Here is a 23,390-nt window from a genome sequence, read left to right as displayed (position 1 = left end):
AGTGCCGCTCGAACATAATAAGTTTGGTACCTTGACATTTATTTACCGTGCTCCTAAATTGGTTAGGCACAAAACAATTCAACTACCTAACTAAAGAAAGGAGCGAAGCTTAGATATGTGTGTTGAACCACTCGTCCTTCCGCATGAGCCCGGCGGTGACCCGTCGCAACCGGTAGACATACCCGAAGCGGTCAGCGCCGAAGACAAACTCGCCAAGCGCATCCTGAGCGGCCTGGGCTTTTGCGGCCATTACATGCATTTTCATGGCGGAGGCGTGTCCGGCAAGGCGCCCATCATCTGCCTGCTGGCCAAGCAACCCGGCGGCGAGATGTCGCAGCAGGAGCTCGGCATGCACTTCGACCTCAAGCCGGGATCGCTTTCCGAGATCCTGTCCAAGCTCGAGCTCAACGGCCTCATCGAGCGCAGCCGTAACCCCAAGGATCGACGGCAGCTCACCATTCGCCTGACCGAAACCGGCCGGGAAAACGCCCGCATCGACCAGGCAGCCCGCATTCGCTTTAGAGAGCAGGCCTTTAGCGCGCTCACCCATGACGAGCGCGAGGACCTCGCCGAAATGCTCGATAAAATCCGCGTAACCTGGGAGGAACTGGATGATTAAAACCCTCATGGGCAGCATCCGCGACTATATGAAAGTCACCGTTGCCACGCCGTTGCTCGTGCTTGGCGAGGTGCTCTGCGAGATGCTGATTCCATTCATCACCGCCAACCTGATCGACGCTATCAAAGACGGCGCCACCGTAGCCGAGATGCTTCCCACCGCAGGCTTTTTGGTGCTCATCGCGCTGACGTCGCTTGCTTTTGGCGCCGCGGCCGGCGTCACCTGCAGCCATGCGAGCTGCGGGTTCGCCAAGAACCTGCGTCACGACCTGTTCTACAAGATCCAGACGTTCAGCTTTGCCAACATCGATGAGTTCTCGAGCTCCTCGCTCGTCACGCGCCTGACCACCGATATCAACAACGTGCAGCAGGCCTTTATGATGATCATCCGTATCGCCGTGCGCGCGCCGCTGGTATTGATCTTCGCCTTTACCATGGCGTTTATCATGGGCGGCAGCGTCGCCATGGTCTACCTGGTCATCATTCCGCTGCTGGGCTTTGGACTGTTCTTTATCATCTTTAAGGTGCGCCCCATCTTCTCGCGCGTGTTCCACAAGTACGATGCCCTTAACGAGTCCGTCGAGGAAAACGTCACCGGCATGCGCGTGGTCAAGAGCTATGTGCGCGAAGACTTTGAGAAGGGGAAGTTCGCGACCGCCGCGCGCGACGTCCAGCTGGACTTCACCCGCGCCGAGAAGCTGCTCGCCTTTAACAACCCCATGATGAACATCTGCGTCAACGGCGCGTTTGTCGTCATCATCTACCTGGGCTCCAAGCTCATCATCACGAGCCAGGGCACGCTGTTCGACGTGGGCCAGCTCTCCTCGACCTTTACCTATGGTTTCCAGATTCTCATGAGCCTGATGCAGCTGTCGATGATCTTTGTCATGGTGACCATGGCCGACGAATCGGCACACCGCATTGCCGAGGTGCTGGCCGCCGAGCCCACGATCGCCGATCCCGCCGAGCCCGTGCTCGAGGTTGCCGACGGTTCCATCGACTTTGACCACGTGAGCTTTAAGTATTCCAAGCATGCGAAGCGCCAGGCGCTCGACGATATCGACCTGCACATTACGAGCGGCGAGACCATCGGCATCATCGGCGGCACCGGCTCGGCCAAGTCCACGCTCGTTAACCTCATCGCCCGCCTGTACGACACCACCGAAGGCGCTGTGCGCGTGGGCGGCGTGGACGTGCGCGACTACGACCTGGACGCGCTGCGTCACCAGGTCGCCATGGTGCTGCAGAAAAACGTGCTGTTTAGCGGCACCATCGCCGAGAACCTGCGTTGGGGCGACCCGAACGCCACCGACGAGGAAGTCCGCGAGGCAGCGCATCTGGCCTGCGCCGACGAGTTTGTCGACGGTTTCCCCAAGGGCTACGACACCTGGATCGAACAGGGCGGCTCTAATGTTTCGGGCGGTCAGAAGCAGCGCCTGTGCATTGCACGCGCCCTGTTGCGTCGCCCCAAGATCTTGATCCTGGACGACTCCACCAGCGCCGTCGACACCAAGACCGACGCCAAGATCCGCGCGGGGCTGGCAAGCTATCTGCCCAACACGACCAAGCTCATCATCGCCCAGCGCATCAGCTCCGTGCAGGACGCAGACCGCATCATTGTCATGGAGGGTGGCCGCATCGCACAGATCGGCAACCACGAAGAGCTGCTCAAGACGAGCGAGATCTACCGCGAGACCTTTACCTCGCAAAACAAGATGTCTGCCGAGGGCGAAGGGGCCGTCGAGGCCGACACCGAGGCATCCGCAACGCAAGCTCAGACCCAGGAAGGAGGCGAGGCACATGAGTAAGGCAACGACCGCCGAGCGCGCGCTCAACCGTAAGGGCGGCACCATGTCGCGCCTCATCAAGACGCTCTTTGGCTTCTATCCCGTGCTTTTGCCCCTTGTCGTCGCCGGCGTGGTGCTCTGCGCCATCATCAACTCCATCGGCGCGACCTTCCTGCAGAGCGCCCTGCAGATTATTAGCGAATCGTGGCAGTCGGGCGATTGGGAAGCCGCACAGCCCAAGATTCTGCAGCTCGTGACCACCCTCGCCTGCATCTACGGCGTCGGTGTCCTGTCCTCGCTCTTCTGGAACCGCGCCATGGCTATCGTCACGCAGGGCTCGCTGGAGAAGCTGCGCGAGATGATGTTCAACCGCATGCAGGACCTGCCGATCCGCTACTTCGACACGCACCAGCGCGGCGATATCATGAGCCACTACACCAACGACATCGACACGCTGCGTCAGATGATCAGTCAGTCGCTGCCCAACCTGCTCATGACGATCATCATCATCGTCACGGTGTTCTTTATCATGCTGTACTACAGCGTGTGGATGTGCCTGGTCATCATCGCCGGCGTCGCCTTTATGACCTTTATGACCAAGCTGCTCGGCTCCAACTCCGCGCGCTTCTTCATTGCGCAGCAGACCGAGCTCGGCGTGGTCGAGGGCCATATCGAGGAGGTCATGAACGGCCAGAAGGTCGTCAAGGCGTTCTGCCACGAGTCTGCCGCCGAGGCCGATTTTGACGAGCGCAACGAAAAGCTCTTCGAGGTCTCCCAGAAGGCCAACATGTACGCCAACATCCTCATGCCCATCCTTATGAACCTGGGCAACCTGCTCTACGTGCTGGTCGCACTGGCGGGCGGCATTTTCCTGGCGCTGGGCGTGCCCAACCTGAGCATCTCGGGCATGGCGCTGTCGATCGCCGTCGTGGTGCCGTTCCTCAACATGACCAAGCAGTTCTGCGGACAGATCGGCCAGATCTCACAGCAGATCAACGCCGTGGTCATGGGCCTCGCCGGCGCCGACCGCATCTTTGAGCTCATCGACGAGAAGCCCGAGGCCGACGAAGGCTACGTGACACTCGTCAACGCGCAGGTGAACCCCGAGACTTGGGAGTTCGAGGAGGCGGACCACCACACCGGCATGTGGGCGTGGAAACATCCGCACCGCGCAACCGGCGAGATCGAGTACGTACCGCTGCGCGGCGACCTGGTCATGGACAACGTCGACTTTGGCTACACGCCCGACCACGAGGTGCTGCACGGCGTGTCCGTGTTTGCCAAGCCGGGCCAGAAGGTCGCGTTTGTCGGCGCCACCGGTGCCGGCAAGACGACCATCACCAACCTCATCAACCGCTTCTACGACATCGCCGACGGCAAGATCCGCTACGACGGCATCAACGTCAACAAGATCCGCAAGGCCGACCTGCGCCGAAGCCTGGGCGTCGTGCTGCAGGACGTGAACCTGTTCACCGGCACCGTGATGGATAACATCCGCTACGGCAACCTGGATGCGACCGACGAGGAGTGCATCGCGGCGGCCAAGCTCGCGGGCGCGGACGACTTTATCACCCGCCTGCCCGACGGCTATGACACCATGCTCACCGGCAACGGCGCCCAGCTGTCGCAGGGCCAGCGCCAGCTGATCTCGATAGCCCGCGCTGCCGTCGCGGATCCGCCGGCAATGATTCTGGACGAGGCAACGAGCTCCATCGACACCCGCACCGAGGCCATCGTGCAGGCGGGCATGGATAAACTCATGGAAGGCCGCACGACGTTTGTCATCGCACACCGCCTGTCCACCGTGCGCAACTCCGACGCGATCATCTGTCTGGATCACGGCCGCATCATCGAGCGCGGCAACCACGACGAGCTGATCGCCAAGCGCGGGTATTACTACCAGCTGTACACGGGTGCATTTGAGCTGGAGTAGGAACGGTTACTGACGGAGGGTGCCCCGGGGCGTCGGGGTAATTCCTCCGTGCTCAAACATTCTCGCTTCGCTGCGAAACTGCGCGCGGAGGAAATACCCCGCCGCTCCGGGGCACCCTCCTGCGCGCAATCAGCCCGTTGTTTAAAACGGAATAAAGGTTAGTGAGGCCCTGGCCGTTTGGCCAGGGCCTCGTTTTGTTAGTCTTTTTGGGACGGGGCTTTTTGACTACTTTGAGGGTGCGCAGGCAGGGCGGCAAAAGTAGCTAAAAAAGCCCCGTCCCAAAAAGACTACCCGCGCCAAATGAGCTAGTTGAGGAGTTGGGCCATGGCGTTGACGAATTTTTGTACTTGGAGGGTGGGCTCGAGCGGGTAGTGCAAGAAGACCGGCACCTCGCGGCCACATAGGAACGGCACGCCTACAAAAGCCGGGTGCACGCCCGACCATGCGCCGCAGGTGAGCACCGCGTCGCCCTTTTCCTCCGCCTCGTTAAAAAGCGCAAAGTCAAAGCTATCCACGTCGATCACGTCCACGCCGCCGTCGGCCAAAAGGTCGATGCGCAGGCTGTCCATGGCGTCGTTGCCGTGACGGAGCACGCGCAGGCGCATGCCCTCCAGGTCGGCAACTGTGATGCGCGTCTTGCGCGCAAGCGGGCTCGTGCGCGGCACGTCGATATAAAACGGCACGGTAACGATGCGGAGCTTTTGGCAGGCGTCGCCCCAGCGCGGGGTCGAAAAACTCGACTGCACCACATCCACCTCGCGCCCCAGACTGCGCATGACGGTCTCGCGCTCATCGTAAAGGTCCCCCACCGGCACAATCTCAAAACGCAAGCGCGGCTCCATGTCGTGCACCTGCGGCCACAGCGCGAGCGTGTGGCGCCCCGGGCACATCATCGATACGCCCAGGCGCACCGCACCGCCATCGCCCGCCGCTCGCCGGGCGCGGCGCAACGCATCCTCGGATTGGCGCATGATCGAGCGCGCGTCGTCCACCAACAGCGCGCCCGCCGGCGTCACCTTGACGCCCGAGTGCGACCGCTCGAACAGCGTGATGCCGAACTCGGCCTCGAAGCCCGAAACCTGCTTGACGAGTGCCGGCGTCGACACGCGCAGCTTTGCCGCCGCGCGCGAGAAACTTCCCAGCTCCGCGGCGGCCGAAATAGCGTCAAGTCGTCGATCGTACACGTCAATCTCCCGTTTTCGCACGCGCGGGCGCACAGCACCGCAGGGGGTCGTTTTCGCAGGTCACGCGCTCAATTGAGAACAAACCTCAATGCATAGTATAAACCTATAGTTAATGCCATTCTAACAAATATGCAATTCACCTGCGCAAATGCAAAGCATACGATAACCAGCGAAAACCACGTGGGTCGGTTAATGGGAGCGACCCACCGGGAGGCATAAGAAGGGAAGTTCCTATGAGCAATTGGCTTAAGCTCGAGGGCGATGTCTGCGCTGTGACTGGAGCGCTCGGCGGCATGGGCGTCGAGATTTGCCGCGAGTTCGCCCGCAATGGCGCCAACGTCGTCCTGCTCGACCTGGACGAGGAGAAGGTCAAGGCCGCTGCCGCCGACCTCGCTGCCGAGTTTGGCATCCACGCCGAGGGCTACAAGATGAACGCCACCGACGAGGCCGAGGTTCAGGCCGCCGTCGACGCCACCATCGCCAACTTCGGCCGCGTCGACGTTCTCGTCAACACCGCCGGCATCCTGCGCTTCGCAGCCATGGAGGACCTGCCGCTCTCCGACTGGAACGAGGTCATCAACGTCAACCTCACCGGCTACTTCATCACCTCGCAGCGCTTTGGTCGCGAGATGATCAAGGCCGGCCAGGGCCGCCTGGTTCACATCTCCACCGTCGCCAGTCACTCCCCCGAAACGTTCTCGGGCGTGTACAGCTCCACCAAGGCGGGCGTCAACATGATGTCCAAGATGCTGGCTGCCGAGTGGGGTCCCTACGGCGTGCGCTCCAACTGCGTCGAGCCCTGCTTTGTCAAGACACCCATGTCGGCAAGCTTTTACGCCGATCCCGAGGTCGAGAAGAGCCGCAGCCGCCTCATCGCCGCGCGTCGCATCGGCGAGGTCAGCGATATCGCCAACGCCGTCATGTTCCTGGCGTCCACGCGCTCAGACTTTACCACCGGCGACGCCATCAAGGTCGACGGCGGCTTCTCCAACATGATGGGCGACCTCACCGCCAAGCCCGGCGGCCGCCGCGCCTTTGCCGACAACTACCTCAAGAACAAGGGCGTCGAGCTCTGGTCCGATGAGTCCGACGTCGCAAAGCCGACTGACCAGTAAACCAGCCCGGTAGAAAGGGGCGCGGGGCAAGCACCTCAGCGGCGTTTGCCCCGCCCCTCCCCCGTATCGATTAGAAAGAGTCCAATGGCTTCCACCAACTCCAACAAGGGTCGCGCCGTCGTGCTTTCCGCCGCGTGCGTCACCATGTTCTTCATCAGCTCCATCGCGCTGTATTCCGTTGTGAGCAAGAACCTGCTCGCCGTCTATCCCGAGTGGTCCAGCGCTCTTACCTGGGCTTTCCCGGTCTTCCAGACCATCATGGCCGTGACGGGCATCTTCGCCGGCCGCATCTCCGATAAGATCGGCCCCCGCAACGTCGTGATCGCCGCCGCCGTGTGCTACGGCCTGGGCTGGTTCATGTCTGGCACCGTCACCGAGCCGTGGCAGTTCTACCTGTGGTTCTCGCTCGTCGCCGCCATCGGCAACGGCCTGGGTTACAACCCGGCGCTCACCACCGGCCAAAAGTGGTTCATCGACAAGAAGGGCCTGGCCTCCGGCATCACCCTGGCCGCTTCGACCGCCGGCCCCGCCGTGCTGTCCCCGGTGCTCGCCTCGCTGCTCATCCCGAGCCTGGGCATCTTTGGCGCCCTCAAGGCACTCGGCGTCATCTTCTTTGCGATGATCGCCGCCTCCGCCCTGTTCCTGAAGGCCCCCGAGGCCGGTTGGCTGCCCGAGGGCTTCGAGGCCCCCAAGGGCGGCGCACACGCCGGCACCTTCGGCGACCTCACCCCGGGCGAGATGGTCAAAACCCCGCGCTTTTGGATCCTCATCGTCACCTTCGCCTTTGCTGCCACTGCAGGCACCCTGCTCGTGGGCAAGGTTGCCTCCATCGCCGCCGTCCAGCTCTTCGCCGACCCCACGTGCGCCGCAGCTGTCGCCCTCGGCGGTGTAGTGGTCTCCGTCAACACCTGCGCCAACCTGGTCGGTCGTCTGTCCTTTGGCCAGATCATTGACAAGCTCGGCGCCTACAAGTCGCTGCTCATCAGCCTTGTCGTCACCATCGTCGCGCTCGTCATCATGTCGATGAGCTTTACGCAGAGCATGTTCTTTGTGGCGCTCGCCCTGCTCGGCTTTAGCTTTGGCGCCCTGCTCGTCATCTACCCGCCGCTTACCGGTGGCGCCTTTGGTACCAGCAACATCGGCGTCAACTACGGCATCATGTTCCTGGGCTACGCCGCTTCTACCTGGATCAGCCAGCCCATCACTGCCGTGCTGTATCACGCTGAGGCCGGCAGCGCCGCCTACCAGCAGTCCTTCTACGGCGCCATCGTGATCGCCGCCATCGCCGTCGTGCTCACCGTCTACATGATGGTCTCCGACAGCAAGAAGAAGTCCGCCTAGTTTTACCGATGCGACAAAGGGACAGTCCCTTTGTCGCATTCCACCGCCACCAGTATTAAGGAGTCGAAATGTCTGAGCTCAACCCCGTCCGCATTGCCGTCATCGGCGCCGGCGCCATGGGCCGCAACCACATCCGCTTTGTCACCGAGGAGCCCGAGGCCGAGCTCGTCGCCATCGCCGACGCCTTTGAGGGCGCCCGCGCCACGGCCGAGGCCGCCGGCGTGCCGTTCTTCACCGATCCCGCCCAGATGATGGACGAGGTCAAGCCCGAGGCCGTCATTATCGCCACGCCCAACGACCTGCATCTGGGCGTTGCCCGCGAGGCCGTGAAGCGCAACATCGTGCCGCTGGTCGAAAAGCCGATCTCCAACGACCTCGAGGATGCCCAGGCCTTCGCCGCCGAGGCCGAGACCGCCGGCGTGCCCGTGCTCGTGGGTCAGCACCGTCGCCACAACCCCTTCGTCAACAAGGCCAAGGAGATCATCGAGTCCGGCGAGCTGGGCAAGCTCACCGTGTCGAGCTTCCACTACATGATCTATAAGAACGACGAGTACTTCGATGTCGAGTGGCGCCGCAAAAAGGGTGCCGGCCCGATCCTGGTCAACCTGGTGCACGACGTCGACCTGCTCCGCTACCTGCTGGGCGAGCCCGTTGCCGTCCAGGGTATGCAGTCCAGCGCCGCCCGCGGTTTTGAGACCGAGGACTCCGCCGTAGTCAACGTCCGTTTTGCCGACGGCGCGCTCGCGAGCATGACCATCTCTGACGCCACCGCCAGCCCCTGGAACTGGGAGGCGACCGCTCGCGAGGACCCGCAGTACCGTCCCTTCGACGCCGACGCTTACTTTATCGGCGGCACCAAGGGCGCCCTGTCTCTGCCCCGCCTGCACCAGTTCTCCTACGATGGCGCCTCCAACTGGCACAAGCCGCTGCAGATGGAGATTCCGGCCGTCGACCCGGCGCTGCCGCACAAGATGCAGCTCAAGCACTTTGTGAAGGTTGTCCGCCGCGAGGTCGAGCCCGTCGTGACCCCCGCCGACAACGTCAAGACGCTCACGCTTCTCAACGCCGTCAAGGAGGCCGCCGAGACCGGCCAGCTCGTCGAGCTGTAACGCCTTAAGAGCGGCCGCGACAGAAACCCCATGCCGAGCCCCTCGGTCCGCCACAAATAAGCCCCTCTTCTTTGCCCTGCGAGCAGCCTCATGCCCGCAGGGCATTTTTATGAGGGGGTAGTCTTTCTGGGACGGGGGACTTTTTGCACCTTAGCTTGATTCGTTCGCCACGAAATGTGCCTATCTACTACGTTTAGCCGATCACCCTCAACCATACCGAATTTCGCGAAATAAAAACCGCAGGTAGACGAGTTGCTAATCTTCGGAAAACCCAGGCATGGTCAGCCCATACGGTTCAAACGTAGTAGATAGGCCGCTTTCGTGGCGCGGCCCCAAAACAGTCTTTTGGGGCGGGTGGTATCCTTGGTAGCCCTGTGCTGCAAACGCACCTTAAACGCAAGGAGTCCCATGGATCTTATCGCCCAGCTCGCCCGCGAGCTCAACCTTAAGGCCGCCAACGTCGAGGCGACCGTCAAGCTCATCGACGAGGGCAACACCATCCCATTTATCTCGCGCTACCGCAAGGAAGCCACGGGCGGCATGGACGACGTCGCCCTGCGCGCACTCGACGAGCGCCTGTCCTACCTGCGCAATCTTGAGCAGCGTAAAGAGGACGTCATTCTGCTCATCGACGCCCAAGGCAAGCTCACGCCCGAGCTCGAGGCACAGATCCGCGAGGCCACGCAGCTCCAGCGTGTCGAGGACCTCTACAAGCCCTACCGCAAAAAGCGCATGACCCGCGCGCAGAAGGCCCGCGAGGCAGGCCTGGAGCCGCTTGCCAACATGATCATCATGCAGGCATCCGCCAAGGGCAGCGCGCTCGACACCGCCGCGGCATACGTTAACGAGGAGGCCGGCTTCGACACGCCCGAGAAGGCGCTTGCCGGCGCCGCCGACATCGTGGCCGAGACGGTAGCCGAGGACCCGGAGAACGTCGCCGACCTGCGCACCTTTACGCAAAACACCGCCGACATCGTCGTCGAGGCCACCGACCCCGCCGAGAAGACCCCCTACGAGCCCTACTACAACTACGACGAACCCGTGCGCAAGATCCCCAACCACCGCATCCTTGCCATCGACCGCGGCGAGCGCGAGGGCAAGCTCCGCGTACGCGTGAACGTCGACGGCGCCGCCGCCACGGCACGCCTCGGTAGTCGTTGGCCCCGACGCCAGGGCGTCTTCGCCCCGGTCTTCGACGCCGCCATCGCCGACGGCTACAAGCGCCTTATGGCCCCCTCCCTGGAGCGCGAGGCCCGCGCCAAGCTCACCGTTCGCGCCCAGACCGAGGCCATCAACGTCTTTGCCAAGAATCTCGAGGGCTTGCTCTCGGCGCGCCCCGTGCGCGGCGCCCGCGTGCTCGCGCTCGATCCGGGCTACCGCACCGGCTGCAAGGTCGCCGTCATGGACGAGACCGGCAAGCTACTCGACCACGGCGTGGTCTATCCCACCAAGCCGCGCCACGACGTCGCCGGCACCAAGCGCGAGCTCGCCCGCCTCGTCAAGAAGGACGGCGTCAACACCATCGTCATCGGCAACGGCACCGCCAGCCGCGAGACCGAGGAAGTCGTCTCGGAGTTCATTACCGAGCAGGCGCCCAGCCTTCGCTACACCATCGTCAACGAGGCGGGCGCGTCGGTGTACTCCGCCTCCGAGCTCGCGAGCCAGGAGTATCCCGATCTGGATGTCACCGTACGTGGCGCCATGAGCCTGGGCCGCCGTCTGCAAGACCCGCTGGCAGAGCTCGTCAAGATTCCGCCCCAGTCCATCGGCGTTGGCCAGTACCAGCACGACCTTGACCAGGCCGAGCTTTCGCGCACCCTGGGCCACGTGGTGGAAGACGTCGTCAACCGTGTGGGCGTCGACGTCAACACCGCGAGCGCAAGCCTGCTGGGCTACGTGTCGGGCATTACGCCGAGCGTAGCCAAAAACATCGTGGCCTACCGCGAGGAAAACGGCGCCTTTACCGATCGCCGCCAGCTCAAGAAGGTCCCCAAGCTGGGACCCAAGGCGTACCTCAACGCCGCAGGTTTCCTACGCATCAGCGGCGGCAAGAACCCGCTTGACGCGACAAGCGTCCACCCCGAGAGCTACGAGGTGGCCACGTCCGTCTTGGAACGCGCCGGCGTGGCGACCAGTGAGCTCAGCCGCGGCGGCGTGCCCGACATTGAGCACCGCCTGGGCAGCATTTCGGCACTGGCAAGCGACCTGGACTGCGGCACCCTGACGCTCATCGACATTGTCAACGAGCTCAAGAAGCCCGGTCGCGACCCGCGCGACGACGCGCCCGAGGTGGTCTTTAGCCGCTCGGCGCTTTCCATCGACGATCTGGAGCCCGGCATGGAACTCAAGGGCACGGTGCGCAACGTTGTGGATTTTGGCGCGTTCGTCGACGTGGGCGTGCACCAGGACGGCCTCGTGCACATCTCCAAACTGGCCAACCGCTTCGTCAAGCACCCAAGCGACGTGGTGCGCGTCGGCGACACGGTCAAGGTGTGGGTCGAAAAGGTCGATCGCGACCGCAAGAAGATCTCCCTCACCATGGTGCAGGGGAAGTAAACCGCCAAAGCAAGGGTACCCCCTGTAGCAGCGTGCAAAATCGCGAGTATTCTGCAATTTCCGCCGTTCCGTATGCCCCTCAGAGACGAAAAAGCAAGAAACAGCCCCCGTTTTAGCGTCATCAGAGCCAAAACGGGGGCTGTTCCATGCTTCACCCAGCTGGTAAAAGCCTTTACCTTGCTGAATACTCTCAATTTTGCACGGCGCAGGCGGGGGTACCTTTGTCCACGGCAGGATATGGAAGCCTATCACCAACCTACCGGCAAGTTCGTGTCGGCAGCCCCGGCCTTTCCTTTGCCTAGCGCGACCCTCGCGAAGCGCGTGAGCGATAGGGAAAGGAAAGGCCGGGGCGAACAACCCGCGATGTAGTCAGCGTTCGCGTTACGGCAGGATATGGAAACCGAGCGAGGCGATATCCTTGGCAAAACCGCGCACGGTATCGAGCGAGACCTCGTACGGGTCACGGCCGATGTTCTTACGCTTGGCCAGGATGCTGTTGGGCACCGTGATGATCTGGCAACCGCATCCTTCCGCCTGGTAAATATTGATAAGCTCACGCGTGGACGCCCACAGGACCTCGCAGTTGGGCTTGTCGGCGGCCTTCTTCACCGACTCCGTCATAAACGGAATGGGATCGACGCCGGTGTCAGCGATACGGCCGGCAAAGAGCGAGATGATGGACGGCGTCTCGGCATCAACGGCCTCGACCATCTCGTCGACCTGCGTAGGCGTAAAGATGGTGGTGACGTTGACCTTGATGCCATCGGCCGAAAGCTTGCGCACCAGCTCGGCGGTGGACTCGCCCTTGGTAGTCACGCACGGAATCTTGACATAGACGTTCTCGGCCCAGGTAGCGATCTCGCGCGCCTCGACCTCCATGGTCTCGACGTCGTCGGCAAAGACCTCAAACGACACGGATACATCGGTGATGTGGGTCAAGACCTCCTTGGCAAACGCGCGGCAATCCGTCACGCCGCCCTTCTTCATAAGGGACGGGTTGGTCGTGAAACCCTGAACGTTGCCGTTCTCGTACATGTCGAGCATGCCCTCGAGATTTGCACCGTCAGCGAACACCTTGATTGCCATCTGCCTGATTCCTTTCGTTAGCATACGGCCGATAAACTGCTAAACACTTTACCTACGTTTATCAAGGCGTGAACTGCGGGTTTTTATCTTCTCGGCGAACGGTTTTGCAGTTTTACCATTTTTATATCGACACCCCAGCGGCAAAACGTTTTTGCTGATCATCGCGGTTGATTCCGTTCGCGGCGCAGAGACAGCGCTTCACCGGTACGTTTTCACAACCACTCCAAAACAAAAGCGGTGACGCCTCATTTGAGACGCCACCGCTTCCGTGTAGGAGCCGGTTATCGGAGCTCCGCCCGATTAGGGCTTAACGTATGCCTGGATTACTCTTCCTCAACGTGGTTAATCACAGCACCCTTGGTGTGGATGAAGTTGGGGACGAAGGCGACGATCAGAAGGACAGCAAGAATCGCGTAGACACCGGTGGTACCGAAGGCCTCGGCAGCGCGGCCAAGCGTAATACCAATAACGGAGAAATCGAAGTCGCCGAACGTAGTGTTCTTGAAGCCAAAGACGTCAAGAACGGGCAGGAGCAGGGCCGGGGCAAAGGTGATGAGCAGGCCGTTGACGAAAGCGCCAAGAGCTGCGCCCTTGCGACCGCCGGTAGCATTGCCGTAGATGCCTGCGGTAGCACCGCAGAAGAAGTGAGGAACCATGCCCGGGATGATGAAGATGCCCAGGGTAGCGCCCACGATGAACATACCGACCACGCCACCGATAAAGGAAGCGACAAAGCCGAGGATAACGGCGGTGGGAGCATAGGGGAAGAAGACGGCGCAGTCGACGGCGGGGATGGCACCGGGGATCAGCTTGTTGGAGATGCCCTGGAAAGCCGGGACCAGGTCGGCAAGGATCATACGAACGCCGTTATAGACGATGGTGACACCAACGGCAAAGGACAGGGCACAGGTCAGGGCATAGACAATCACGTTGTCGCCGCCAGCGGTCTTGGTGACGACCGCAGGATCTGCGATGTAAGCGGCGAAAGCGGTAACCAGGTAGAAGAAGGCCATGGTAAGAGCCGTGGAGATGGTAGTGTCGCGCAGGAAGGCGAACTTCTCGGGAACCTCGATCTTCTCGGTGCTGTTCTCCTCGGCGTCCTTAGCAAAAAGCGTACCGACTGCAGCGGAGATGTAATAGGCGAGTGAACCGAAGTGGCCCATGGCGATTTCATCGCCATCGGTAACCTTCTCGGTGAAACGCTGACCAACGGCGGGAAGCATAGCGCTCACGAGGCCCAGGAACATGCCGCCCACGATGACAAGCTGGACATCCTGGAAGCCAGATGCCTGCAGAACGGCAGACAGCAGGCAGGCCATAAACATGCTGTGATGGCCCGTCAGGAAGATGTACTTAAACTTGGTAAAGCGGGCAATGATAATGTTCACGACATAGCCGAGAATCAGGATCATCATGGTCTGAACGCCGAGGACGCTCTGAGCCATCGAAACGACGACCTCGTTGTTGGGCACGACGCCGGTGATGTGGAAACCGGTCTCGATGAAGGTACCCAGCGGAGCAAGGTTCTCCTGAACAACAGCGGCGCCGGCAGACAGCATGATGTAACCAAGAATGGGCTTCAGGGTGCCCGTCATCACCTTGTGGGCAGGACGCTTAAGCGCGACAAGGCCCACAAAGGCAAATAGACCCATAATCCACGCTGGCTTGGTCAGAATCGATTGGATAAACTCAAGTATGGGAAGGATGGCTTGCATCTGCGCTTCCTTTCTCTCTAACGTGGGCGCGTTTCCCTCTTCCACAGGGAACCGCCCTTTTTTGTGCCGCTTTAGGCGTTAGCGGCGGCCGCCTTGATTGCCTCGAGGGCGTCTTCGCGGATCTTCTTCTTGTTCACATAGCTGCGAACGATCACAACGTTGCCGTGGAGCTCGGGGGCGAGTTCCTTAACGGTGATGAACAGATCCGGATTTGCGGAAGAAGCACCGTTCAGGTCCATAGACTCAACGTCGGCCTTGATGCCCTCCTCCTCGCAAAGCTCCTCGACTTTGCCAGCGAGCATCAGGCTGGACCCGATGCCGTTTCCGCATACGGTGATGATATGCATGGCAACCTTCCTCTCCTACACGTGACGGTTTTCCGTCTATCCAAAAGCGGCGACGCATCGCCGTGCCATTAAGGCCTAAAAGAATGAACGCATGGTCTCCAAAACCTGCTCGGGCGTATCGCATGCGCTGAGCTTGGCAACGCAGTCCTCGTCCTCGAACATCTGCGAAAGCTCCGCCAAGCAGCCAAGATGAGCCTTGGGGTCGGGTGCGCAAATACCCACGAGCACGTGAACCGGATCGAAATCCTCGTGTCCAAACGCAACGGCTGGGTCAAGCGTGACGATACAGATTCCCGCTTCGCTCACATTGCCATCTGCCTGAGCGTGGGGCATGGCGATGCCCTCTTCCAAGACCATATAGGGGCCGAATTTGTGAACCGATGAAATCATGGCGTCAACATAGCTCTGATCGCATTTGCCAGCGTCTACGAGCAACTTACCGCATGCCCTGATCGCTTCCTCCCAGTCGGAGGCCTCGACGTGGCAGGCAACAAGCTCGGGCTTAAGAAGATCGGTCAGCATGCTCGTCCCCTACTCCTCGGGCAGGATATGAAAACCAAGCGCCTGAATGTCGCGGGCAAAACCCTTGACCGTATCAAGCGAGTACTCAAGCAAATCTTTCCCGAAATTCTTGCGCTTGGCAAGAAGGGCATTGGGGACCGTAATGATCTGGCATCCAACGGACTCCGCCTGGAAGATATTGAGGACCTCGCGCGTAGACGCCCAGAGAACCTCGGCAGCAGGCTTAACGGCAGCCTTCTTTACGGACTCCGCCATGAGGGGCAGCGGATCGACGCCGGTATCGGCAATGCGACCGGCGAAGATGGACAGAATAGAGGGGGTCTCAGCAGAGACGGCATCGACAAACTCGTCGACCTGCTCGGGCGTGAAGATAGTGGTGACATTCACCTTGATGCCGTCGGCAGAAAGGCGCTTGACCAGCGCGGCAGTGGACTCACCCTTGGTGTTGAGCGCCGGGATCTTAACGTAGACGTTGTCTGCCCAGGTTGCGATCTCGCGAGCCTCGGCTTCCATACCCGCCTCGTCGTCGGCGAATACCTCAAAAGAGACCGACACATCAGTAATGTGCTCAAGAACCGTCTTGGCAAAAGCGCGGTAGTCGGTCACGCCGCCGGCCTTCATAAGGGAAGGATTGGTCGTGAAGCCCTGAACGTTGCCATTGTCATGCATGTCAAGCATGCCCTCGAGGTTAGCGCCGTCGGCAAACACCTTGATCGCCATGTTCGGTCCTTTCTCATCTAACACTATTGCTATCGAAAGCCTTCTTCTTTGTTTCAAAAGCTTTTCGGTTTTCTTTTATAAACTATTTCAAAAGCTATCGAAAGCTCAATTGTCAACTTTCCGTGAACGGTCGAATATCGGGCGTGAACGTACTTCTTTTGGGCGGCACCTTCAGAATGAGACTCTTTATAGCCCGTTTACGTGCGAACTATCTGCTACGCATGCATTTGTGACATGCCATTCCGTTCTTTTGATTCATTCGAATTTGCCTTGTTCTTTTCATATCGATACGTTATATTTCGATTACGAAAGGCGCATCTTTTACCTTTTGTTCAAAAGGAGCGGCATATGGCATCTACTTCAGACCTTTCACCGGCCGAGCGTCAGCGATTTATCATGAATTGGCTGGCCGAAAAGCCAAATATCTCGGTATCCGACATCGTTCGCCGTTTTTCGGTTTCGGAAGTCACCGCACGGCACGACCTCATCTCGCTGGAATCCGAAGGCAAGCTGCGTCGCGTACGCGGCGGAGCGGTATCGCTTTCTCGCTCCAACGCAATCTCGTATCCCGAGGAGCGCATCAATGTCCAAGTCGAGGCCAAGGAGGCCATCGCCGCAACCGCAGCAACTCTTGTTGATGATGGCGATGTTCTGGTAATTGATATCGGCACCACAGGCTTTTACTTCGCTAAGGCCCTCATGGACAAGCGTGAGATCACCATTATCACCGGCGATCTTGCAATCGCGAACTACGCCAGCTTCAATCTCCCCAATGCTTCGGTAGTGCTGCTGGGCGGCTCCGTGCGCAAGGGGCACCTCTATCTCGCGGGCGCACTGACGCTCGACTGCATGAGCAAACTACATGCCGACAAGGCGTTTGTCAGTGCTGACGGATTCCACCCCGACCACGGTTTTACCGTCGAGCACGACTTCTCGGCCATGATCAAGCATATGTACCTTACCAACTCAAACCAGGGCTACATGATGGTTGACCAGGGAAAGTTCAACAAGACCAGTTTTTATCAGTCCGCGCAGATCGATGACCTCGACGGCATCATCGTTGATGGAGACAACGAGGGCATCATGACGGCGGCGATCGAGAGCAGTCGCAGTCATCCCAAGCTCTATATTGCAAAATAGCTCAAATGGCCGGGGCGCCCCCACTGCGGGCGACCCGGCCATTTATTAAATCAACCCAAAATGCTGCATCGCTGTGACGGTGCCGTCGTGTGCGACGTCGTCGGTCACGTAGTCGGCGATCGCCTTGACCTCGGGCATGGCGTTGCCCATGGCGACAACCGTCTCGACGGCGGCGAGCATGCCCAGGTCGTTGCCCGAATCGCCAAAGCCAAAGGTGCGCTCGTTGCCAGCGCGACCCAGATACGCCAGCGCCCGCGCCAGGCCCACGCCCTTGTCGATGCCCTTGGGGCTCAACTCGCGATTTGTTTGCTGGGCTCACTTGGAAGAGCGGCGGTAAACGCATCTCCCGGTTAATCCGGCACCGCCGAAGCGAACCCCACACACGCCCTCCGGCAAGCGGCACGCGCCCGTCAACGCAAAGGTCCGGCGGGACGCACCTAGCATCCCGCCGGACCGCCACTCGTCCAGGAGGCCGCCGCGACGAGCCCCTAGATCTTCGCAAGCTCCTCGGAGATGACGCGGCAGACGTCCTCAGCCTGAGGCATCACGCCGTACATCTCGAAGAAGCCGTGGTCGCAGCCGCGATAGCGAATCGCGGTGACGTCAACGCCCGCATCCTGCAGCCTCTTCGCGAATAGCTCGTCCTGATAGCGCAGGTAGTCATACTCGGAAGAGATGATGACCGTGCGGGGGAACGCACTCACGTCCTCCGCGAACAGGGCAGACACCCTCGGGTCGAGCATCTCCTCCGCATTGCCGTTGGTATACATCATTGGCAGGTCGTCGTTGGCGTTGCGGATGCGATCCACCCTGCTCAGAGCCTCGGCCCTCTGGTCGTTCACGATCTCATAGAGGTCATAGGACCATTCCTCCGGAACAGGGCCGCCGTCGACGAGCGGATACAGCTCGGCCACGAGCTTGATCCTGTCCGCATGGGACCCGTCGAGGACGACGGCGTTGGTCAGGCTTCCGCCCGCGGAGTCGCCAGCCACGGCGACCCGCGTCGCGTCGACACCCAGCTCATCCGCATGCTCGACAAGCCAGTCGAGCGTCTTCACGCAGTCCTCGACACCACCGGGGAACATCGTCTCGGGAGACAAGCGGTACTCCGGGTAGATCGCGACGCAGCCCGTTCGCTCCGCGATGTCGCGCAGGCAGTTCTCGTACTGGCCAATGTTGCCCACCATGAAGCCGCCGCCGTGGATGAACACGAGCGCGGCGGAGCCGCACCCGTGGCCCTCGGGCGTGAAGACGTGCAGGGGAATGCCCCTGTCGCCAAAGTTCATGACGACGGTCTTCTTGGCGACGTTCGAGCCCCTCACGACATGGGTCTCCTTGTTGGGAGCGGAGCGCCACGCGATCACGTCCACCGGCCCCGCCGGCGCCGGGCCGGCGGCGAGCTTCGCATGGGCGCGCGCGTAGACGCGCGGATCGAGCACGCGCTCGCGCTCGTCTCCCGGCACGGGCTTCAGCAGGAGCTTCAGCCCGTTGGGCTCCACGACCTCCCTAGATCCACGCTCAAGCACTTCAAGCTCGGAAGTGGGGTACTTCCTCTCCTCGGTGCCCATGGCTAGCCGATCTTCAGCTCGTCAAGCTTGGCGTCAAGCTTGGCCATCTCATCGGCGGAAAGCTCCCACTCGAACGTCTCGCAGTTCTGAATCGCGTGGGCGTCCGTGCGCACGCCAACGAGCGCGGTGCCCACGTACTCCTTCTGGGTGCTCCAGTTCACGGCGACCTGTGCCACGGGCTTGTCATGAGCCTCGGCGATCTCGTCCATGACCTTGAGCAGCTCCTGGACGCGCGAGAACTTGGGCTCCTGGAAGTAGTCGTAGAAGCCGCCACGAACATCGCCCTCCTCGAACTTCGGCAGCTCGCGGAACTTGCCCGACAGGATGCCCGCGCCAAGGGAGCCATAGGTGAAGGAGTCGATGCCACGCTCGTAGCCCCACTTGATAAGGTCCTCGGAGGAGCGGTCGACCATGGAGTAGGGCGGCTGCTGGACGTCGACCTGAGCGACCTTCTCGCACTCCTCGATCATCTCGGTCGTGAAGTTGGAGACGCCGATGTGGCGAATCTTGCCTTGCTCCTTGAGGAGCTGGAGGGCGCACATCGTCTCGGAGAACGGGGTCTTGGCGTCGGGCCAGTGCACGAAGTAGAAGTCGATGTAGTCGGTGCGGAGATTGCGCAGCGAGCTCTCGACCTCCCTCATGATGTTCTTGAACGAAGAGTCGCGGTCATAGCCGGCGGCGCTGGTGATCAGGCCAACCTTGGTCGAGAGCAGGTAGCTCTCTCGGTCGACGCCCCTGAGCGCGTTGCCGACGACCTTCTCGGACGCGCCGTTGCCATAGCACGGCGCGGTGTCAATGAGGTTGACGCCGTGATCGAGCATGGTGCGGATGGCGGACATGCTGGCGGCGTCATCGTTCTCACCAAAGGAGTCGCCGCCGATCGCCCAGGTGCCCACGGCGAGCTGGGAGACGTCAACGTCGGAGTTCTTGAGGTGCGTGTAGCGCATATTCTCTCCTTCTAATGGGGCAGCACGCGTCGAATGTCCTCGATCGCGTGCCGCCAGGAATTGCCTTGAACAGGCTTCGGATGATCCGGAAACCGCCTTACACGATGCCCACGAGGCCGAGGACGAGCGCCAGAACCATGATGCCGACCAGGATGATGTTGACGTTCACGTTCTTCTTGCGCAGGAGCCAGAGGACGACGAGCGTAAGTCCCAGAGGCACGATGCCCTTGAAGATCGAGTCGAGGTAGGTCTGGATCATGACGGGGTCGGAGTCCTGAACCGGAATGGACAGGATCGTGTTGAATTGGACGTTCGCCGCGGTCATGGCGCCGATCATCACCAGGCCGATCGTGGAGGTCGCCTTGGTGATGAGCTTCATGAGACCACCCTCGTACATCTCGGAGATGAAGTTGGTGCCCATGCTGAAGCCGAGGTAGGTCATGAAGTATCGGCAGAGGATCGACGGGATGTTGTAGATCAGCAGGAACATGATCGCGCCGAGGGGCGAGCCGCTCATGGCGAGGTTAATGCCGATGCCGGCGGCGATAACACGCAGGACGCCCCAGAAGATTGCGTCGCCGATGCCGGACATCGGGCCCATCAGGGAGACCTTGATACCGTCGATGGACTCGGTGTCGAAGTCTTCGTGCTGCGAGTTCTCCCTCTCCATGGAGGCGACGAGGCCCATGGCGAACGTGCCGACGTTCTGGGTAATGTTGTACCAAGTCGTGTGACGCTTCATGGCGTCGGCACGAGCCTCGGGGTCATCGGCGTAGTAGCGGTTAAGCGCGGGCTGGACGGAGTACAGCCAGCCGTCGGCGCCAGCCTTGACGGAACCGCCGGCGCAGGAAGCGAACACGGAGAAGGAGCGCAGGAAAATGCTGTTGAGCATCTTCTTGTCTTCAGGGCTCACATTCTTGGTCAGGTTGCTCATGCGAAGAAATCCTCCTCGTCGCTGGTTACAGAGTCGCCGGAAACGGCCTGGGTGGCCACTCCCTTCTTGGTGAGATCGAAGATCTCCTTGTCGCGGAGGGCGGAGGCAACCGCGATGATGACACCGAGAACTGCGATGGCGATCATCGGGAGGCCGAGGTACTGGTAGAGCGTAAAGCCCAAGAAGAAGTAGATGCTGAGCTCGGTGCTCCACAGCATCTGGAGCAGGAGCGCCATACCAACGGCGGGCAGGAGGGCACCCACGGCGTTGAGGCCGCTCATGACATTGGCCGGAATCTGGTTGACAATGGCGGCAACGGGCTCGGCGCCAAGGTAAACGCCGAGGAAGGCGATGAGGCCAAAGGCGGCGTACTTAACGAACCAGAGAACGAAGTGCTGAAGCGCGAGGCCCTTCTCGTTGCCCTCGGCGGCCATCTTGTCAAAGGTGGCTGCGAAGAACGCGAGGAACACGTTGTTCATGAAGATCGAGAGAAATGCGGTGACGACGCCCACGGGAACGGCCAGTGTGATGGCGGCACCCTGGTCGATACCAGCGCCAACGGTGAAGGCGACGGCGAGGGCGGTCGCGGTAACAGGCTCGGCGGAGATAGCGCCACCAATGTTAACCGCGCCCATGAAGATCGCCTCGAGAGAGGCACCGATGATGACACCGGTCTTGACGTCGCCCATCAGGAGGCCCGCAACGAGACCTACCACGAGAGGACGCTCGATCATGCACTGACCGAGAACCCAGTTGCCGCCGTAGCAAATCAGCACGGTCAACCAGGCCATTATTGCCAACCCAACCATTTGACTTCCTTTCTTTCATTTCATTTGGCCGCCTGGCCAAATCCCCTTATTTCCCCGCCGCCTCGATCAGACTCTTGAGAGGAGTCTTGGGATTGGACGGGATAAGCTGATGGAAAACCGGAATACCCTGCTCGCAAAGCTCCTTCGCGGCCTCGAGCTCATCCGGGTTGAGCATGATCGTGGAGTTGAGGGCGACCTTGCTATCCGGATCGGACTTGTCGAAGCGGCCGACGTTGGCAACGTTCACGCCCTCAATCTTGCCCGGCGCGCCCTTAACGAGCTCAAGCACGTCACGCACGCAGTTGGTGAGCGCGAAGATGCGCATGGAGTCCGCGCGCGGATCGTTCGCGATGCGGCAGGCATCCGGAACGTCCTTGACGAGGAGTTTCTGGCCCGCCGGCGTACCCATGGAAAGCGTCATGCGAAGGGCGTCGCTCTCCACGGCGTGCTTGTTGGCGACGATGATCCTGGTGGTGTTGAGCTCCTTGGTCCACACCAGGGCGACCTGTCCGTGAATCAGACGGTCATCGACTCGAACCTGAACAATCATTGCTTCCTCTCTCTACTTGTTAGTACTCTCTAATCAAAGAAGTCTCCCTCGGACTCCTCGTTGTCCGCGGCCTTGCTCGGAGGCTCGACGACCTGCATCGTCGCCCTCGCCAGCTCGACGCTCTGCTTGATCGAATCTGCCGTGACCGGCTCGGCGCCGAGGAGCGTCTCGATCACGAGGCCGAGGTTCATACCGGTGACGTGGACGATCCCGCGCTTCTCCGGCTCCATAAGGACGACCTTCTGGAAGACGGAACCACCGTAGATGTCGGTGAAGATGATGGCCTCGTCCTCAGGGCCCACCGAGTCAATAAAGGCCTGGATGCGAGGGGTGAAATCGGAGTCGTCCACGTAGCAGTCAACTGCCTCCACCATGTCCGCCATGCCGGTCAGGATTCCGATCGAGCTCCTGATTCCGCTTGCGAGGTGGCCGTGCGACGCGACAAGAACTTTCTTCATCGAGTCTCTCCTAGAGCGAATAGTGGTTGGGGTTCAGAAGCTGGATCTTGCTGACGACGAACGCGCGCATGTCGGGGGCGGCGTCCATCAGGAGGCCTATGCCGTTGCCGTCGTTCTTACCGGAGTTGATGTCCTTCTCGAAGGCGCGGTACATGGAACGGAAGTACTCCGTGGCGATGTTGAACTTACTCATGCCGAGGTTCACGGCCTCCTGGAGCTGCTCGTCGGGGATGTCGGAGCATCCGTGCATGACGAGGGGGACGCTGACGGCCTCCCTGCAGGCCTTGATGCGCTCCATGTCGAGGTTCGGGACCTTGACATAGGGGCCGTGGGCATTGCCGACGGCGATGGCGAGCGAGCCGCAACCGGTGCCCTCGACAAACTCCTCGGCGAGGTTCGGGTCGGTGTAGTGGTCGCTGTTCACGAAGTCGTTGGCGTCAGAGCCGTTGCCGACATGGCCGAGCTCGGCCTCGATGTCGACGTCGAAGATCTTGGCGACCTGGACGACGTCCTTCGTGAGCTGGAAGTTCTCCTCATAGGGAAGTGAGGAGCCGTCGACCATGACGGATGGGAAGCCGGCCTTGACGCCCTTGACGGCGATCTCGTAACCAGCGGAGTGATCCTGGTGGACGGCGACGGGCACGCTCGCGCGCTCGGCGTAATAGCGGGCGGCGAAGGCGATGATGTCGAGGGCGCAGTGGTCCTCGAAGCCAGGCCAGTACTGGATGATGATGGGCATGTGCTCATCCTCGGCGGCCTGGATCGCATAACGGATGGTCTCCGTATTGATGACGTTAATCGCGGGCACGCCATAGTGGTGCTCGGTCGCATGTTGAAGAAGCTCGTTGACCTTGATGAGTGACATCTTTGTCTTCCTTTCACCTGAATAATCATTGGATCGGACAGTTCTCAGCTCGTCAGCTGGTTGAACACGAAGCGAAGCGCGAGGCA

21 protein-coding genes and 1 pseudogene are annotated in these 23,390 nt (G+C 60.8%); 8 read left to right on the top strand and 14 right to left on the bottom strand.

Annotated elements, in window-relative coordinates:
• Positions 1 to 115: 115 nt before the first annotated feature.
• Genes DW925_RS04730 through DW925_RS04720 form a run of 3 tightly spaced genes read left to right on the top strand, consistent with a single transcriptional unit; the run spans position 116 to position 4,338 of the window.
• On the top strand, positions 116 to 619 hold the full coding sequence (locus DW925_RS04730; RefSeq protein WP_117790494.1) for a MarR family winged helix-turn-helix transcriptional regulator: 504 nt from the start codon (positions 116 to 118) through the stop codon (positions 617 to 619).
• Positions 612 to 2,426, top strand: coding sequence for an ABC transporter ATP-binding protein (locus DW925_RS04725; RefSeq protein WP_117790493.1), 1,815 nt, complete (start codon positions 612 to 614; stop codon positions 2,424 to 2,426). The genes DW925_RS04730 and DW925_RS04725 overlap by 8 nt, the downstream gene beginning before the upstream one ends.
• Positions 2,419 to 4,338: an ABC transporter ATP-binding protein gene (locus tag DW925_RS04720; protein WP_117716362.1), complete on the top strand. Its 1,920-nt coding sequence runs from the start codon at positions 2,419 to 2,421 to the stop codon at positions 4,336 to 4,338. The genes DW925_RS04725 and DW925_RS04720 overlap by 8 nt, the downstream gene beginning before the upstream one ends.
• Before the next feature lie 305 nt (positions 4,339 to 4,643).
• Here DW925_RS04720 and DW925_RS04715 read toward each other — a convergent pair whose 3' ends face one another.
• Positions 4,644 to 5,522, bottom strand: a complete 879-nt coding sequence (locus tag DW925_RS04715) for a LysR family transcriptional regulator (protein ID WP_233540232.1) — start codon at positions 5,520 to 5,522, stop codon at positions 4,644 to 4,646.
• Between the two features lie 233 nt (positions 5,523 to 5,755).
• Here DW925_RS04715 and DW925_RS04710 point away from each other — a divergent pair, with 233 nt between their 5' ends.
• The 4 genes from DW925_RS04710 (at position 5,756) to DW925_RS04695 (ending at position 11,643) form a co-directional block, all read left to right on the top strand.
• Positions 5,756 to 6,637 carry an SDR family NAD(P)-dependent oxidoreductase gene (locus DW925_RS04710; RefSeq protein WP_117790491.1) on the top strand — a complete coding sequence of 294 codons (882 nt, stop codon included), beginning with the start codon at positions 5,756 to 5,758 and terminating at the stop codon, positions 6,635 to 6,637.
• A gap of 84 nt (positions 6,638 to 6,721) precedes the next feature.
• Positions 6,722 to 7,978 (top strand): MFS transporter, encoded by a 1,257-nt coding sequence (locus tag DW925_RS04705; RefSeq protein WP_117582972.1) that lies wholly within the window; start codon positions 6,722 to 6,724, stop codon positions 7,976 to 7,978.
• A 68-nt stretch (positions 7,979 to 8,046) separates the two neighbouring features.
• Positions 8,047 to 9,087 (top strand): Gfo/Idh/MocA family protein, encoded by a 1,041-nt coding sequence (locus DW925_RS04700; protein WP_117790490.1) that lies wholly within the window; start codon positions 8,047 to 8,049, stop codon positions 9,085 to 9,087.
• A 408-nt stretch (positions 9,088 to 9,495) separates the two neighbouring features.
• On the top strand, positions 9,496 to 11,643 hold the full coding sequence (locus DW925_RS04695; RefSeq protein ID WP_117790489.1) for a Tex family protein: 2,148 nt from the start codon (positions 9,496 to 9,498) through the stop codon (positions 11,641 to 11,643).
• A 381-nt stretch (positions 11,644 to 12,024) separates the two neighbouring features.
• Here the strand turns inward: DW925_RS04695 and DW925_RS04690 are convergent, their stop codons facing one another.
• From DW925_RS04690 to DW925_RS04670, 5 genes are all read right to left on the bottom strand, one after another.
• The gene (locus DW925_RS04690) at positions 12,025 to 12,729 is read right to left on the bottom strand and encodes a transaldolase (RefSeq protein WP_233540231.1); all 705 of its coding nucleotides are present in this window, start codon (positions 12,727 to 12,729) and stop codon (positions 12,025 to 12,027) included.
• Positions 12,730 to 13,052: 323 nt separating this feature from the next.
• The gene (locus tag DW925_RS04685; protein WP_117635569.1) at positions 13,053 to 14,444 is read right to left on the bottom strand and encodes a PTS ascorbate transporter subunit IIC; all 1,392 of its coding nucleotides are present in this window, start codon (positions 14,442 to 14,444) and stop codon (positions 13,053 to 13,055) included.
• A 71-nt stretch (positions 14,445 to 14,515) separates the two neighbouring features.
• Positions 14,516 to 14,791, bottom strand: a complete 276-nt coding sequence (locus DW925_RS04680) for a PTS sugar transporter subunit IIB (protein WP_022094539.1) — start codon at positions 14,789 to 14,791, stop codon at positions 14,516 to 14,518.
• A 75-nt stretch (positions 14,792 to 14,866) separates the two neighbouring features.
• The gene (locus tag DW925_RS04675) at positions 14,867 to 15,313 is read right to left on the bottom strand and encodes a PTS sugar transporter subunit IIA (protein ID WP_117582968.1); all 447 of its coding nucleotides are present in this window, start codon (positions 15,311 to 15,313) and stop codon (positions 14,867 to 14,869) included.
• A gap of 9 nt (positions 15,314 to 15,322) precedes the next feature.
• Positions 15,323 to 16,033 carry a transaldolase gene (locus tag DW925_RS04670; RefSeq protein WP_117564350.1) on the bottom strand — a complete coding sequence of 237 codons (711 nt, stop codon included), beginning with the start codon at positions 16,031 to 16,033 and terminating at the stop codon, positions 15,323 to 15,325.
• A gap of 348 nt (positions 16,034 to 16,381) precedes the next feature.
• Here DW925_RS04670 and DW925_RS04665 point away from each other — a divergent pair, with 348 nt between their 5' ends.
• On the top strand, positions 16,382 to 17,173 hold the full coding sequence (locus DW925_RS04665) for a DeoR/GlpR family DNA-binding transcription regulator (RefSeq protein WP_128620070.1): 792 nt from the start codon (positions 16,382 to 16,384) through the stop codon (positions 17,171 to 17,173).
• A 45-nt stretch (positions 17,174 to 17,218) separates the two neighbouring features.
• Here DW925_RS04665 and DW925_RS04660 read toward each other — a convergent pair.
• The 8 genes and pseudogenes from DW925_RS04660 to DW925_RS04625 all read right to left on the bottom strand — a co-directional run.
• Positions 17,219 to 17,470, bottom strand: a pseudogene (locus DW925_RS04660) (HAD family hydrolase); the annotation flags it as partial.
• Between the two features lie 191 nt (positions 17,471 to 17,661).
• Positions 17,662 to 18,672 carry an alpha/beta hydrolase gene (locus tag DW925_RS04655; protein ID WP_158565743.1) on the bottom strand — a complete coding sequence of 337 codons (1,011 nt, stop codon included), beginning with the start codon at positions 18,670 to 18,672 and terminating at the stop codon, positions 17,662 to 17,664.
• A gap of 71 nt (positions 18,673 to 18,743) precedes the next feature.
• Complete coding sequence (locus DW925_RS04650; protein ID WP_117635572.1) at positions 18,744 to 19,688, bottom strand: aldo/keto reductase; 945 nt, start codon at positions 19,686 to 19,688, stop codon at positions 18,744 to 18,746.
• Between the two features lie 97 nt (positions 19,689 to 19,785).
• Complete coding sequence (locus tag DW925_RS04645; RefSeq protein ID WP_117635573.1) at positions 19,786 to 20,622, bottom strand: PTS system mannose/fructose/sorbose family transporter subunit IID; 837 nt, start codon at positions 20,620 to 20,622, stop codon at positions 19,786 to 19,788.
• Positions 20,619 to 21,413, bottom strand: coding sequence for a PTS sugar transporter subunit IIC (locus DW925_RS04640; protein ID WP_199408662.1), 795 nt, complete (start codon positions 21,411 to 21,413; stop codon positions 20,619 to 20,621). The genes DW925_RS04645 and DW925_RS04640 overlap by 4 nt, the downstream gene beginning before the upstream one ends.
• Before the next feature lie 64 nt (positions 21,414 to 21,477).
• Complete coding sequence (locus tag DW925_RS04635; protein ID WP_117635575.1) at positions 21,478 to 21,981, bottom strand: PTS sugar transporter subunit IIB; 504 nt, start codon at positions 21,979 to 21,981, stop codon at positions 21,478 to 21,480.
• A 29-nt stretch (positions 21,982 to 22,010) separates the two neighbouring features.
• Positions 22,011 to 22,439, bottom strand: coding sequence for a PTS sugar transporter subunit IIA (locus DW925_RS04630; protein WP_117635576.1), 429 nt, complete (start codon positions 22,437 to 22,439; stop codon positions 22,011 to 22,013).
• Between the two features lie 10 nt (positions 22,440 to 22,449).
• Positions 22,450 to 23,304 (bottom strand): class II fructose-bisphosphate aldolase, encoded by an 855-nt coding sequence (locus tag DW925_RS04625; RefSeq protein ID WP_117635577.1) that lies wholly within the window; start codon positions 23,302 to 23,304, stop codon positions 22,450 to 22,452.
• Between the last annotated feature and the right edge of the window lie 86 nt (positions 23,305 to 23,390).

Origin of the sequence: Collinsella sp. AM43-1 (assembly GCF_003467925.1) — a bacterium.
GTDB lineage: Bacteria > Actinomycetota > Coriobacteriia > Coriobacteriales > Coriobacteriaceae > Collinsella.
Note: the sequence above shows the minus strand (reverse complement) of the source record. Positions and strands in the feature narration are given on the sequence as shown.

What these genes read in the sequence shown, in the direction of transcription:
- DW925_RS04730 (WP_117790494.1), top strand. Translation starts at nt 116, where the DNA reads ATGTGTGTTGAACCACTCGTCCTTCCGCATGAGCCCGGCGGTGACCCG.
- DW925_RS04725 (WP_117790493.1), top strand. Translation starts at nt 612, where the DNA reads ATGATTAAAACCCTCATGGGCAGCATCCGCGACTATATGAAAGTCACC.
- DW925_RS04720 (WP_117716362.1), top strand. Translation starts at nt 2,419, where the DNA reads ATGAGTAAGGCAACGACCGCCGAGCGCGCGCTCAACCGTAAGGGCGGC.
- DW925_RS04710 (WP_117790491.1), top strand. Translation starts at nt 5,756, where the DNA reads ATGAGCAATTGGCTTAAGCTCGAGGGCGATGTCTGCGCTGTGACTGGA.
- DW925_RS04705 (WP_117582972.1), top strand. Translation starts at nt 6,722, where the DNA reads ATGGCTTCCACCAACTCCAACAAGGGTCGCGCCGTCGTGCTTTCCGCC.
- DW925_RS04700 (WP_117790490.1), top strand. Translation starts at nt 8,047, where the DNA reads ATGTCTGAGCTCAACCCCGTCCGCATTGCCGTCATCGGCGCCGGCGCC.
- DW925_RS04695 (WP_117790489.1), top strand. Translation starts at nt 9,496, where the DNA reads ATGGATCTTATCGCCCAGCTCGCCCGCGAGCTCAACCTTAAGGCCGCC.
- DW925_RS04690 (WP_233540231.1), bottom strand. Translation starts at nt 12,729, where the DNA reads ATGGCAATCAAGGTGTTCGCTGACGGTGCAAATCTCGAGGGCATGCTC.
- DW925_RS04685 (WP_117635569.1), bottom strand. Translation starts at nt 14,444, where the DNA reads ATGCAAGCCATCCTTCCCATACTTGAGTTTATCCAATCGATTCTGACC.
- DW925_RS04680 (WP_022094539.1), bottom strand. Translation starts at nt 14,791, where the DNA reads ATGCATATCATCACCGTATGCGGAAACGGCATCGGGTCCAGCCTGATG.
- DW925_RS04675 (WP_117582968.1), bottom strand. Translation starts at nt 15,313, where the DNA reads ATGCTGACCGATCTTCTTAAGCCCGAGCTTGTTGCCTGCCACGTCGAG.
- DW925_RS04670 (WP_117564350.1), bottom strand. Translation starts at nt 16,033, where the DNA reads ATGGCGATCAAGGTGTTTGCCGACGGCGCTAACCTCGAGGGCATGCTT.
- DW925_RS04665 (WP_128620070.1), top strand. Translation starts at nt 16,382, where the DNA reads ATGGCATCTACTTCAGACCTTTCACCGGCCGAGCGTCAGCGATTTATC.
- DW925_RS04650 (WP_117635572.1), bottom strand. Translation starts at nt 19,688, where the DNA reads ATGCGCTACACGCACCTCAAGAACTCCGACGTTGACGTCTCCCAGCTC.
- DW925_RS04645 (WP_117635573.1), bottom strand. Translation starts at nt 20,622, where the DNA reads ATGAGCAACCTGACCAAGAATGTGAGCCCTGAAGACAAGAAGATGCTC.
- DW925_RS04640 (WP_199408662.1), bottom strand. Translation starts at nt 21,413, where the DNA reads ATGGCCTGGTTGACCGTGCTGATTTGCTACGGCGGCAACTGGGTTCTC.
- DW925_RS04635 (WP_117635575.1), bottom strand. Translation starts at nt 21,981, where the DNA reads ATGATTGTTCAGGTTCGAGTCGATGACCGTCTGATTCACGGACAGGTC.
- DW925_RS04630 (WP_117635576.1), bottom strand. Translation starts at nt 22,439, where the DNA reads ATGAAGAAAGTTCTTGTCGCGTCGCACGGCCACCTCGCAAGCGGAATC.
- DW925_RS04625 (WP_117635577.1), bottom strand. Translation starts at nt 23,304, where the DNA reads ATGTCACTCATCAAGGTCAACGAGCTTCTTCAACATGCGACCGAGCAC.